The sequence below is a fragment of the Nodosilinea sp. AN01ver1 genome, assembly GCF_050565655.1.
GTDB lineage: Bacteria > Cyanobacteriota > Cyanobacteriia > Phormidesmidales > Phormidesmidaceae > Nodosilinea.
Map to the genome: position 1 here is coordinate 1 of NZ_JBNXVS010000038.1, position 12,721 is coordinate 12,721.

General features: G+C 52.8%; 12 protein-coding genes. 6 read left to right on the forward strand and 6 right to left on the reverse strand.

The window, feature by feature from the left end; genetic code table 11:
* Positions 1-708: 708 nt before the first annotated feature.
* The 4 genes from ACQ4N7_RS22545 (at position 709) to blaOXA (ending at position 4,096) form a co-directional block, all read left to right on the forward strand.
* On the forward strand, positions 709-1,602 hold the full coding sequence (locus tag ACQ4N7_RS22545; protein WP_430713736.1) for an AraC family transcriptional regulator: 894 nt from the start codon (positions 709-711) through the stop codon (positions 1,600-1,602).
* A 116-nt stretch (positions 1,603-1,718) separates the two neighbouring features.
* A complete protein-coding gene (locus ACQ4N7_RS22550; RefSeq protein ID WP_430713737.1) occupies positions 1,719-2,555 on the forward strand; it encodes an alpha/beta fold hydrolase in 837 nt (278 codons plus the stop codon).
* Positions 2,556-2,698: 143 nt separating this feature from the next.
* Positions 2,699-3,100: a RidA family protein gene (locus tag ACQ4N7_RS22555; protein WP_430713738.1), complete on the forward strand. Its 402-nt coding sequence runs from the start codon at positions 2,699-2,701 to the stop codon at positions 3,098-3,100.
* Between the two features lie 81 nt (positions 3,101-3,181).
* Positions 3,182-4,096 carry a class D beta-lactamase gene (gene blaOXA / locus ACQ4N7_RS22560; RefSeq protein WP_430713739.1) on the forward strand — a complete coding sequence of 305 codons (915 nt, stop codon included), beginning with the start codon at positions 3,182-3,184 and terminating at the stop codon, positions 4,094-4,096.
* A 459-nt stretch (positions 4,097-4,555) separates the two neighbouring features.
* On the opposite strand, the gene ACQ4N7_RS22565 is transcribed toward blaOXA, so the two are convergent.
* The gene (locus ACQ4N7_RS22565; protein ID WP_430713740.1) at positions 4,556-4,864 is read right to left on the reverse strand and encodes a hypothetical protein; all 309 of its coding nucleotides are present in this window, start codon (positions 4,862-4,864) and stop codon (positions 4,556-4,558) included.
* A gap of 759 nt (positions 4,865-5,623) precedes the next feature.
* Between ACQ4N7_RS22565 and ACQ4N7_RS22570 the strand changes: the two genes are divergently transcribed.
* Together ACQ4N7_RS22570 and ACQ4N7_RS22575 are read left to right on the forward strand one after the other, a co-directional pair.
* Complete coding sequence (locus ACQ4N7_RS22570; protein WP_275335431.1) at positions 5,624-6,166, forward strand: hypothetical protein; 543 nt, start codon at positions 5,624-5,626, stop codon at positions 6,164-6,166.
* A gap of 15 nt (positions 6,167-6,181) precedes the next feature.
* Positions 6,182-6,727, forward strand: coding sequence for a hypothetical protein (locus ACQ4N7_RS22575; protein WP_275335432.1), 546 nt, complete (start codon positions 6,182-6,184; stop codon positions 6,725-6,727).
* A gap of 95 nt (positions 6,728-6,822) precedes the next feature.
* Here the strand turns inward: ACQ4N7_RS22575 and ACQ4N7_RS22580 are convergent, their stop codons facing one another.
* From ACQ4N7_RS22580 to ACQ4N7_RS22600, 5 genes are all read right to left on the reverse strand, one after another.
* Complete coding sequence (locus tag ACQ4N7_RS22580; protein ID WP_106866903.1) at positions 6,823-8,586, reverse strand: peptidoglycan D,D-transpeptidase FtsI family protein; 1,764 nt, start codon at positions 8,584-8,586, stop codon at positions 6,823-6,825.
* A 53-nt stretch (positions 8,587-8,639) separates the two neighbouring features.
* Positions 8,640-9,290 (reverse strand): M23 family metallopeptidase, encoded by a 651-nt coding sequence (locus tag ACQ4N7_RS22585; RefSeq protein ID WP_275335436.1) that lies wholly within the window; start codon positions 9,288-9,290, stop codon positions 8,640-8,642.
* Between the two features lie 641 nt (positions 9,291-9,931).
* The gene (locus ACQ4N7_RS22590; RefSeq protein ID WP_275335438.1) at positions 9,932-11,035 is read right to left on the reverse strand and encodes a tetratricopeptide repeat protein; all 1,104 of its coding nucleotides are present in this window, start codon (positions 11,033-11,035) and stop codon (positions 9,932-9,934) included.
* Positions 11,036-11,051: 16 nt separating this feature from the next.
* Entirely contained in the window at positions 11,052-11,972 is a 921-nt protein-coding gene (locus ACQ4N7_RS22595; RefSeq protein ID WP_106903110.1) for a vitamin K epoxide reductase family protein, read from the reverse strand.
* A 4-nt stretch (positions 11,973-11,976) separates the two neighbouring features.
* Positions 11,977-12,639 carry a hypothetical protein gene (locus ACQ4N7_RS22600; protein WP_106869261.1) on the reverse strand — a complete coding sequence of 221 codons (663 nt, stop codon included), beginning with the start codon at positions 12,637-12,639 and terminating at the stop codon, positions 11,977-11,979.
* Between the last annotated feature and the right edge of the window lie 82 nt (positions 12,640-12,721).

Consider the following 12,721-nt stretch of genomic DNA (forward strand, 5'->3'; position numbering starts at 1 on the left):
GACTCAGGGTGGGTTTGGGGAACCGTAGCAGGGGATGGAGGAGAAAGATGCATAGAGCCTAAGGAAAAGATGAATCAGCCTGAAACTCTAGCATCTTCAGCCTTCCTTGAGAATGAAATGGCCCTGCGCATTGGTGGATTCTGGTCAGCGCTTTAGGAGGTGCATTAAAAGGAGCAAGCGGCTCAACTGTCGCGTACATTTTGCAGCCAGGGCTACTGCCAGCACCATTCCCGACCGCATTGATCTATAGTTCAGGGTGGCTAAGCTACGGCATCGTTACCGGAATTTGCCTACAATGGCTGCTGCGTCATCAACCCCGGTAGGGCCAAGCATTTCATCGGGGATGCACAGGAAAGATTCAGATGTCAGAGAACAATAAAGTTATTCCAGGATAAGCGCAAGAAAATTGCATCTAAAATGTGCATTAGCTTTCGGGCGATGCGGATGTGGCTAGAAGCCTCATTTACAAGTACAAGCTGATAAAATTGATAGCGTAGAGGTAATAGACAGGAACAATTTTACTGAACGATCGGCTCCTGACTGAGTTGAAACAGCCTGTCTAAGGAGAGAAGCAGTGATTGCTAGCTGATGGTCTAACATTTTTGTTGTCATCTTGGCTTCCTGACTGACAAACGCTTTTCTGTGCCATGGTTGACTCGAAAAAAGTCTGATTTTCATAACTGCAAGAAATCGGTGAGAGTAAGCTCTATGGCCAGCAACCAGCTCAACTCGCTCGAACTCAGCCGCCAGTGGAATAAGACGCTGATGTTCTCCAGTCGCCAAATGAACTGGAATGGCATTTTAGTAGAGCAATGTCAAAGCCCTGCTTCAGCGTTTGAAATGGAACTCCCTGCTTTAGCCGATCACTGGCTCTACTTTCACACGGGGAATCCTGCCCCTTTAGTTCAAAAACGCGACGATCGCCTGCACGAATCGACCCTCTATCAACGGGACAGCCTTTTGGTTCCCGCTGGACAACCGAGCTATTGGTGTCAAGCACCAGATATGAGTGATATCATTTGTGCTCCGCTGCACATTTGCTTAAAACCGGAATTGATTCAACAAGTTGCTGAAGCCTCTGACATTGATTCAACACGATTCGAGCTTGTGCATGGTTTCGGTCGGCAAGATGTGCAACTTCATCAGATTGGTATGCTGATATTGGCTGAGTTGAAGTCGGGCGGGATGCTGGGGCAGTTATATATTGAATCCCTCACTCAGGCTTTAGTAATTCATTTACTACGACGCTATTCGACCCTGGCGAAACCGATTGCATTACCCAACAACCGCTTAACCCATACCCAGTTGCAGCAGGCGATCGAGTACATCCACGCTCATTTAAATCGAGATTTATCCTTGGCTGAACTGGCAAGCGTCGTTAATGTCAGCCCGACTTACTTTGCCAGCTTGTTTAAGAAAGTAATGGGGATTTCGCCGCATCAGTATGTGATCAAACAGCGAGTGGAACGGGCAGAAGTAATGTTGAAGGGAACAGATTTGGCGATCGCCGACATCGCTCTACAAGTCGGCTTCTCCAGTCAAAGCCATCTGACGCAACAGTTTAAGCGACTCACCGGAGTAACACCGAAACAGGTTCGCTAACACCTTAAGAATCTGACAATTCACCCTAAGAATCTGAAAGAAGCCGAGCATTAGAACTCACTATACTTCGGTTAAATCAGATCAGAACATTTTGCGATGTTCATTAGGAGGTCAATATGCCTTATGCGACTGTTGGTCAAGAAAATTCTGCAGCCATTGATATCTATTACGAAGATCTTGGGGCCGGTCAACCCATTGTTCTTATTCATGGATTTCCCCTCAACGGCCATTCTTGGGAAAAGCAGGTCTTGGTGCTGCTAAATGCGGGCTACCGAGTGATTACCTACGATCGCCGAGGATTTGGTGCCTCTAGCCAACCCTCGTTCGGCTATGACTACGATACCTTTGCAGCCGATTTGAACACGCTGATGACCAAACTTGACTTGCAAGATGCTGTGCTGGTCGGCTTCTCGATGGGAACCGGCGAAGTCACACGCTATCTTGGCAAATACGGCTCAGAGCGGGTGCAAAAAGCCGTGCTGATGGCTCCAGTGCCGCCCTTTTTGCTGAAGACCGCTGATAATCCTGAAGGCGTTGACCAGAGCGTTTTCGATGGCATTATGAAAGCGATCGTTAAAGACCGCCCCGCTTACTTTTCTGAATTTTTCAGAGAATTTTTTAATGTGGATGTGCTGCTGGGCGAACGCATCAGCAACTATGCTATTCAAGCCTGCTGGAATGTAGCCGCCGGGGCTTCTGCTAAAGGAACCTTGGATTGTGTTCCGTCTTGGCTCACCGATTTCCGTGATGATCTGCCCCGGATTGATATACCTACCCTAATCATTCATGGCGATGCCGATCGCATTTTGCCACTTGAATCCACCGCCGCCAGACTCCCGAAACTGATTAAAAACAGTCAGCTTGAGATTATCCCTGGTGGGCCGCACGCCATCAACTGGACTCACGCTGATCAGGTCAATCCCATATTGCTGGACTTTCTTCAGCAGAAATAGTCAGTAATCTGCCGCATTTCTGACTGGTGAAAAAATTGCGAATTTAGCCTGTTCACGGTTCCGATCCTGGTGGCTGACTGGCATAGGCTGAACGTTTAGCACCTGAACCAAAAGAATTAATTGCTCCCAAAAAAAGGAACACTATGAATAAGCCCGAGTTTTTTGTTACCCCCGGCTATGGGGAATACATGCTGAATAACTTGCACTACTCGCAAGCGCTAAAAATTGGCGATCGCGTGGAGACATCAGGTCAAGGCGGTTGGGATGACAACCTGCAAATTCCCGAATCGCTCGCAGACGAGATTACCCAGGCGTTTCGGAACGTAGAGCGAACCCTGGCAACTGCCGGGGCGGGTTGGGAGCACGTTGTCCACGTCAATTCTTACCATGTTGGCGGGTTGCCCCCAGAGGTGAACGATGTGATGGTCAGGCTATATCGCCATTACATGCCCAACCATGCCCCAATTTGGACACAGGTAGGCGTTGCGGCGCTTGGACTGCCAACGATGCGGATTGAAATCCGCGTGACTGCAATTGTTCCATGAGTTTTGCATAGGCGGCAGCAGTGTTGCTAGCGCTGCCGCCTATGCGTAGAACGAAACTTTTTATCGCAGCAAGATGGCATTATGAATCATCGTTTCCTTTTACTTATTTCTTGGGTCATAGGTAGTGCAGGGATATTGCTTACTTCACCTATCTCAGCAAAGCTTAGTAATAGACTACATACCCCGCAGATTGCGCAGCGACCAAAGATAAGTATTTCGACCACCGTAGATGATAGCTCTTTGGGCAGTCTAGAAAGGCAAGAGCGACCGGATTGGGCTAGTTTCTTCGACGGCGCTGAGGCTCAAGGAACTATCGTGGTATTAGATCAGCGCGGAGATGCTCAGCAGTTGTGGGTCTACAACCAGGAACGGGCTGACAGAGCCTATTCTCCAGCATCAACGTTTAAGATTCCGCACTCTCTCTTTGCGCTCGATGCGGGCGTTGTTCGAGATGAATTTCAAGTGTTTGAGTGGGATGGAGTAGAGAGAGACTTCGCGCCACACAATCAGGATCAAACGTTGCGCTCAGCGATGCGAAACTCAGCCGTTTGGGTTTACGAAATTTTTGCTAACGAAATCGGAGAAGCGAAAGCAAGAGAGTATTTGACGCAAATTGACTACGGAAACGCAGACCCAAGCACTGGCGAAGGGGCTTATTGGATTGATGGAGCGCTAGCTATCTCGGCACAAGAGCAAATTTATTTTCTACAAAAGCTGTATCAGAACGAACTCCCTTTCAAGGTTGAGCACCAGCGATTAGTCAAGGATATTATGATCGTTGAAGCAGAGCGGGACTGGATTCTACGGGCTAAAACTGGCTGGGAAGGGCGCTGGGGCTGGTGGGTAGGATGGGTCGAGTGGTCAACAGGCCCTGTGTTTTTTGCTCTCAATATAGATACGCCAAACCGACTGGACGACCTCTATAAAAGAGAGGGAATTACACGCGCTATCTTGCAATCCCTTGATGCACTGCCTGCGGAGGAAAATCCCAAATAGCGTTAGCTTATCAGGACATCTTTCTTGAGTACAATTGAGGAACCCTATACATTGGGACGTCATCGAGATTTTCCTTGACTGTCTCAAATGAGATGCTGCTGCTCAAAAAAATCAATTCATTGGGGTTCGCTTAAGCTATCAATTCTCCTAATTGCTAGTAGGGGTATGCGGCCCTGCATTTCGTTGCCCTCCACATGCACAGCCTTTTGCCCATCGCACAAAATCACGATGGACTGGAGATGGTAGTCGGCGGGTAAGGGGAGCAGGGTCATCATCGTTTAAGTCCTGCTGAAGTTGGGGTGAGAACACGGTCTGATTCTAGACGCTGCACAAATCGCTGAAACCGCTGGCAGTCTTCAGCCGTCACCACCGTTCGCTGAATTTTTCCCTAGGCTCTTTCTAGAATAGTCTGGGGCTGAGGCGTCACTCGGCGGACGGTCAGCCGGTCAGCGATCTGATTCAATTCATAAACCTTGCCGCGAAACTGGGTATGAGGCCTCGGGTCTGCCCGATTACCGATAAAATTTCCTGGGAAGCTTGAGCCACGCATTCTCCTTGCTGCTGCAACGCCTGATATTGGGCCAGATCTTGGGTCATTGCCTGCTGTAGGTTTGGCGCGAGGCCAAAGTCATTACCATCGGCTTGTTTGGCTGAGAGGCCCAACTGTTTGATCTGTTTTAAGTGCAGCGGGTCGTGGCCTAAATCGCGGGCAGCACGGTACCAGTCACGCAAGGTGTCTAATGCATTACGCGGCAACGGTTCGGGCACAGTCTCCAGCGCTGGATCATCTGCTGCCGCTTGCCCCTGATGGACTATTACTGGAACCGTAGGGGATGGCAATGGCTGTGTTGGCAGATCTACTTTCACCTCTGATGGGGCAGATGGTTGAGGTTCTCCTTGAGGTGAGCGACTTGGTGCTAGGGTGAGCGGCCAGGGCCTGATAGGTCAAGAACCGTAACTCCCTCTCCCAGTCAGTCCACTTACTAGGGTCTAGAACCTTGAAGTAGGTGTCGCCATCAAAAATACACGCGATGAGCCAACCCATAAAGAAGTGACTATAGGCCTTTTCCCAAGGGTGCTTTAGTCGCAGGTCGCCAAACAGGTGGCGAACCTCTGGCTCGAAGTTTTCTGGCTGAACATGTGCCATGTTTGACCTATGTATCCAGCACCAGACGCGGAACACCTCAGCTTTCAACTCTTGATATGGACATTAATCCTTTAAAGCTGGACAAATAATTCTTTAATGGACTATTTGTAAGCGGGTGATCGGACTCGAACCGACGACATTCAGCTTGGGAAGCTGACACATTTCCTTGATATACAAGACTTGTAGGCAAGAGTTTTCAGACTTGTACCAAGTCTATACCAGTTTTCAGTTTGCTGATTGCTACACAGTCCATAAGGCTGTCGTTCTACCATAGGCCAGCGATGTGTGGTGCTCCTGGAGGGCTGCGATTATCTCGCTTCCCATCTGATGGCATGTAGAACAGTCACTGATAAGCTTTAGGGCACTCCTGTGTGATGCCCATGAATCGTCCTATTCGATTAATGAAGCCGCCAAACGACATCGTCACAGCGACAATCGGCTTGTTAACTCAGGAGCAAGGCGGGCAAATTGATGACATCTGGGCAGGCATTCTGCGGGAGACACAGCAGTCTGACGCCAGTTGGGACTGGGCCTATAAGTTACGACTGGCTGTCAATGATGATCGCTATGAGGCTTACGGCATCGAGTTTGAGGCGCTACTTCAAGGCGTCATCTTGCTAGAAACGCAATGGCACCGTTCCTGGTTACCGCAACGGTTTCCTCTGGTCTACGTCGAATACTTAGCCTCTGCGCCGTGGAATCGCCGGTTACTTGAAGATCCTCCCTATCTGATTGGGGTCGGACGGGCACTCGTACTCTTTGCCCGTCAGCGCAGTGTGGAGTTAGGTTACGGTGGTCGCGTCGGTCTCCATGCACTGCCGGGCGCGGAAGCTTTCTATCGACGTTACAATATGCCGGATTACGGCCCTGACCCTGACAAAGACGGATTGGTATACTTCGAGTACGCCGCTTTAACGCTCTAACTCATCCAATCGCTTATGAATGATGCAACCCTGGCTGAGCAACTGAGAAAAACGGGCAACCTGATGGATCTGCTCAATGACGAGGCTTGGATCCGTGAAACTGATGCCGATCACGCCAGTGAGGAAGGGACGGTTGAGGCTGGTCTGGGTCTACAGCTGTATGTGGAGTTACTCAAGAATGCCTCGCCGGAAGCTCTGCAGCGGCAGCGGTGGTATGTGCAAGTACTATCCATCTTGTTACCGGAGCTGAGGGGGTGGTTAGAGTCGTGGCAGCTCGGGCGGAGTCTAGAGGTTGTCTACATGGAGGCGCAGAAATGCTTATATGGTCACCTGCGGCATCTCACCCCCGAACAAATGACCTGGATTGAGATGCTGTTGACAGAGGGAGAGCAGGCGTTACCCAACGAACAGAAGGTGATTCGGGCTGAAGCGATCGCTATGCTCGCTCAAATATTTACTCCCGAGGACTGGCAGGCGATCGCATATGTTGCCTCTCAAACGATGGCGAAAGACATTTTACGGATGGGGCAAGAATCAGCGGTTCCTACCCTTACTATCTGATGAACCAGTACGAGATTTCTTAGTACTGAGAACAGGACTGTTCAGAAGCCTTCAGGAAAGTGGATGCACCGGCATAGCTAAGATTAACCTTGTCATCACTGAATTTCGCTAGGGCGACTCGGAGATACTCCCTGGAGCACCAATAGCGACTCCATCACCCGTTTAACCAGAGGAGCTGCTACTGTCGAGCCGTAGGCGTTCTCGCCAATGGGCTCGTCAATGACCGCTAACACCACATAGCGTGGGGCTTCTACGGGCGCAATGCCCACAAAGCTAGTGATGCGGGCAGAACTATAACCAGTTGAGTTGTTAACTTTTTGGGCTGTGCCCGTTTTTCCAGCAATCCGGTAGCCCTCAATTTGGGCAGGTTTACCGGTTCCCTCAGCGACCACTGCTTCCATCATGGCGAGCACCTGTTGGGTGGTTTGTAGGGAGAAGACAGCTTTAGGAGCGGCATGTTCGGTCTGCCACAGATAGGTACCGTCTTCTGCCACCATACCCTCGACAATGTGAGGAGTTACCAGGTTCCCACCATTGGCTAAGGTGGCCAGCAGTTGCAGCATTTTTACCGGTGTCAGCGCAAACCCTTGACCAAATGAAGTAGTGGCCGTTTCGACCTGACTGTTGATAAATTTGTCTCGGGGTTTCATTTGCCCAGAGGCTTCCGACGGCAAGTCAATCTCTGTAGGCTGCCCTAAAGTCAGGCGTTCTAGCCAGCTAAAGTAGTTGGAAGCCGCCATTTTTTGCATGATCTGCACCATGCCCACATTGCTGGAATATTTGAGGATATCGGTAATTGAAATGGGGCCTCGGGCTCCGACCTCGCTGTAGTCGCTGTTTTTAATCAACCACTTACCAAACTGTATGCGTCCGCTGTCGTTAATCACGTCATCAGGGGAAATCACTTGATCTTCTAGGGCGATCGCAACATTGATCGGCTTAAAGGTCGAGCCAGGTTCGTAGGTGTCGCTCACTGGCCAAGTGCGAAAGGCGCTGATGTCGGCTTCGTAGTAGCGATTGGGGTCATAGGTGGGCACGCTGGCCAGGGTTAAGATTTCTCCAGTAGGGGCGTCCATCACCATTACGGTACCTCGCTGGGCGTCATAGGCTTGAACCACCGCCTCTAGTTCTTGCTGGGCAATGCGCTGCAGGCGGCTGTCAAGCGTCAGGCGCAGGCTTGCGTTTGGGGATGACCCACGCACTAATGACGGCACCGCCGAATCGACCGATGGGGGCGCAGCGATCGCAAGTTGTTCGGCATAGGTCATCTCTAACCCGGCCTGAGGTTTCCCATCGAGATTGATGAACCCTAAGATCGGGGCAAAGAGTTCTTGCTGGGGGTAAAACCGCTGTTGCTGAGGCACCAACTCTAGGCCATCAATGCGTAATGTCCGAATGCGATCGCCCACCGCCTCTGACAGTTGACCCGGAAAGCGAATACCAGAGGGTTGCTGGTTAAGTAAAGTCAGGAGTTCATTCTGTGGCATAGCCACCACAGGGGCCAATGCCTCGGTTACCTCAACGAGAGACTGCTTAAACAGCTTGGGATGCATATAAAGAGTGTAAGCAACCTGGTCAGTAGCCAGGACGCTACCGAAACGATCGACAATTGGGTAACGAGCTTGGCGAACCAGCGTCGGCAGCGATCGCTGCTGTTCGGCTAGAGCGCTCAAGGTCTCCCCTTGCAGCAGTTGTAAGTAGACTAGCCGCCCGCCAATCCCGACTAAGGCCAGCATCAACAGCAGCCAGACGACAACGACGCGCCGCCACGCCACCACCTGCATTTTGGCGGCCAACAGTTGACGTTGCTGAGCTAGTCTCTGGTTGCGCCGAGCAGAAGCACGAGTAGGGGTGGCCATTGCTGCAAAGGGGGAAAGGGCTTTTGGATATGACAGATGCTGTAGCCAGGGCACTAGCTGGCGTTTGGCTGGGCCGGGCGGAAGGGATAGTCGGCGGGAGCCGGTGAACCACTGGCTTCATCGGCGGTATCCACTCCCAATGCCTGCAAGGGGTTGTTGATAACGTTGAGCAGGTCAGCAATGCCGTCGTCCAAGATATTTTTGGCATCTGCTGCTATCCAGCCCTGACTAGTTAGCTGGCGAATTTCAAAGTGCAGGTTTGGGCCAGTCGCCGTGCCGGTGCTGCCCACCAGACCAATCACCTCCCCCTGCTCAACCCATTCCCCAGCCTGCACGGCCAGCTTGGACAAATGGGCATAGCGAGACTCCAAATCTCCATCATCGTGGCGCAGAATTACCGTTAGACCATAGCCGCCAAGGTGATCGGCTACTGCAACCTTGCCTGAGCGGGTTGCTAAAACCGGGGTGCCAGCAGGAGATCCCAAGTCGGTGCCAGCGTGAAACCGCCAGTTTTGATGGACGGGATGCATCCGCCAGCCGAACAGCGAGGTGATTGGAGCTGGAATAGACAGGGGGAAAACATATTCCTCATTGCCGCGCCGGAGGATGTTTAAGGGCCGCAGCTTTTCATTTAGCTGGGCTCGGCTAACGATGGTGGTGTCGCCTAAGCTAACGCCGCGCGAGCTGATAGTAACAGGCCCCACTTGAATACTATCGCCACTATCCGCAGGTGGGCTGGTAGAGTCGGGGTCGGTTGCCTGACAGGAAGACTGGGGAGGGATTTGCGACCCTGCTACGATGATTTGACAGCCCGTTGCTCGTTCTGCAAACACGAGATTAGGAGAAGCCCCTCCTGGAGCCGCTGTTGCCCCAAGGCTGTAATCAGTTGGGTCAATAAAGACGCTGTTATAACCAGCTGGAACAGGGGCACTAGCAGGCAGTTGGCTGGGTGGGGTCTGCTCGGATGTTTGAGCAGGTGCGCTAACGCTCGCACCGGGCAACACGTCTACCGAACCCTGTATTGAAGCAGGAGCAGGAGCTTGAGGTACGCTTTCGACTCCGGACGGACTGGCTGCCGCTGGGAGCAACGCTTCTGCTGGAATGGGGGGGGCTGGGCTCATGTCGGTCGTGGCCAAGGCCGGTACAACCGCCAACCCGCTGTTTAACCCACCCACCAGCAGGACGACACGCCCTAGCTCTACCAGCCGCCTAGAGTAGCTGTACCCCAAGAACGGGTTGAATTCTCTTTTGCTACTGTCAGTCGCCATGGTTCAACGTTCCGTAGTACAGCAATGTCGTTATCGGCAGAGTTTGTGGAAAGTGCAGTCTATTTAGCTTGGGCAGGCTACGACGATTGGAGTTTTTGCAGCAGCTGATCAACAATCTGGGCATCTTCACTGTTTTCTTGCTCCAGAAGTAATGTCTTTGCCCGTTGCAGCGCCTCGATCGCCTCTGCTCGACGGCCCCGCGCCTCTAGCGCAACGCCCAGATGGTAGTAACCAGGGGCATGATCAGGATCTAGTTCGAGCACTTCGCGGTGGGCGACGATGGTCATCAGCACCTCTTGCTGCTCGAAGTAGAGATCGGCGATCGCATCGTGGGCAATTACCGAGTCAGGCTGAAGCCGGGCCGCCTGCTGATAGCTTTCTAGGGCGGCATCTAGATTCCCCTGCTGCCAGAGTAGGTAACCAATCTGCATGCGAATATCGGCGTTGCGGGGGTCTTCTGCCGCTGCCGTGTTAAATGAGGTGAGAGCAGACGCCATATCCCCTGCTTTGAGGTGGGCCAGGCCCAGGTTCATCTGTATTTGGCTGGCCTGAGGTGCCAGGGCAGCGGCCCGTTCTAAAGCCGCGATCGCCGCATCGGTATTGCCCTGCTGGAGCAAAATCAGGCCGATAGATTCGGCGGCTTGCGGGTGGTTGGGGTCTTGCTGCAACACCGTCCGGTAAATTGCTAAAGCCTCTTCAAAGGCTGCGGTTTGAAACAGCGCCGCCCCCAGCCCCAACCGAGCCTGCTGGTTATCGGGCTGCAATTGTAGGATTTGCCGGTAGGCGTTGCCTGCTGCATCGTACTCGCCTAAGCTGCTTTGGGCATAGGCCAAGCCGAAATAAAAGGCCAGATTGTCAGACTCTAGCCCAATGGCGGTTTGAAAGGCGGCAATAGACTCTCGAAAGTTGCCCTGGCGAGCCTGAAGGTAGCCAATGGCCGAGAAGATTTTGGCATTGTCTTCATCCAGGCTAACCGCATGCTGATAACGAGATAGCGCCTCAGCTAAATCCCCGGCTTCGACCAGCTCTGCCCCCGACTCTAGCAAGTCAGCGAGTTCATCGCGCTGGGCCTGCTCGCTGAACGCCTGGCCGGGGCTGTGGGCACCTACCGGAAAGGCTACGGCCAACAGACCTCCCATCGCCACGCCAACCAGGCCCAATTGTTTACCTGTACGTCTCAAGGGATTCTCCTCTGCGCTAAATCGAATTTTGAAAGGTGGTGGAGCCGGTATAGCCCGAGAGTTGGGCGAGTTCCTCCAGGGTTTGCGTCCCCGACAGGCGTTCACCATTAATTTCCCAGGTGGGATAGCCGGTAATGCCAGCTTCCTGGCACTCGGGAGTTTGCTCTTGCCCCTCGGGGGTGGCGCACTCAACGTAGGGCATAACCTGACTGGCTTCCTGGCCAAACAACTGCTTTTGGTCGTGGCAGTGGGGGCACCACCAGGCTCCATAGAAAATAGCACCAGTGTCGGCCAGGTGCTGGGCCAAGGCCATTTCAGCCGGGCCAGACTGGGTGGTAATGGCAGGCCCCAGCTGATCGCCCGAGCCGCCCTCGGCGACTGGGTTGTTGACATTGGCATAGACGCCCAGGGTGCCCACTACCACCAAGAATGCTGTAATGCTGCCAATAAAGAAGGGTTGAGATAGATCAGACCAATTTTGGCCGATGAGGGCAAGCAAAAACAGGCTGGTGGAGAGGAGAGCTGAGCCGACGCAGTAAAGGCATACGGCTTTGATTTCTGCGGTAAGCAGATACATGAGGTAGCCGCTAAAGACCATCATGGCGGTGCCGCCGATCAGCAGCAGGGGTTGGGTCAATCGAGTGAGTTTATCTCTGAGGTCTTTTTGCTCAGCCCCATTGACCAGCAGCGGGGCGATCGCGATCACCGCCATGCCCACGTAAGCCAGAAACCCAAACAGGGCCAGCGGCTGGCCAAACACCGTGGCATAGGGGCTAGAGAGCACAATGTCACAGCCCCTAGTAGGGCAGGCCGTGGCGCTACCCGTGAGCTTGTTGATCGTTAAGTAGGCGGTGATGACAGCGCCAACCGCCGCTAACCCCGCCATCAGAGGGCGGGCATAGCGATGAATCCAGGGAGTAGCTTGTTTACGCGGCATCTTCCTACATATCAATAAAAAACGTCAAAAAACCGAGAACTACGAGGATTAGACCTGTTAGGGCATGGCCACTGAGATTCCAGGTAGGGATTGCGGCAGAAAACGATTTTGCCCGCTGCCAGCTCCAATTCACGACCAACACCATGCCCAGCACTGTAACAATGGGGTACACCCCCGAGACCAGGGCAATGCCTCGCCATCCGAGCGCCCCTGCGGATAGGTAGAAGGCACCAATTTCCAGGCACGGCGAGAAAAACATAGCGCTGGCAATGGCCACGATCGCTGTTACCTTACTGCGGCCAGAGGGGCTAACTGTGGCCGCAACAGGGTGAGATTCGTCCAGAGAGCAGCATGGGACGCAGCGTTGACGCAGCGGTTTACTCAGATAAACCAAGCCCAACCCCATCAGCACCGCCGGAGCGACCAGGTGCGTCACGATCTCGTAGTAGTCGGCAAACTGGTAGCCTAGTAGCCCTACGGTCACTCCAATCAAGAGCGTGCTAACGGTGTGGGCCGATCCGGTCAGAGCCGTAATCCACAGGGTTTCTTGCCGAGACCATCCTTCGGCCTTGCCCAACGCTACAAACGGTAGCCAGTGGCTGGGAATTAGCGGATGAATCAGGCTCAGGGCTAAGGTGCCCAGCACGATTTGAAGGGAGGCAGACATGGATAGAGATGGGTCTCGGTCAGAACATGAACTAGGGTGACATCCTATGACGAATTGCTCAGATGAGGATTTTGATCCTACC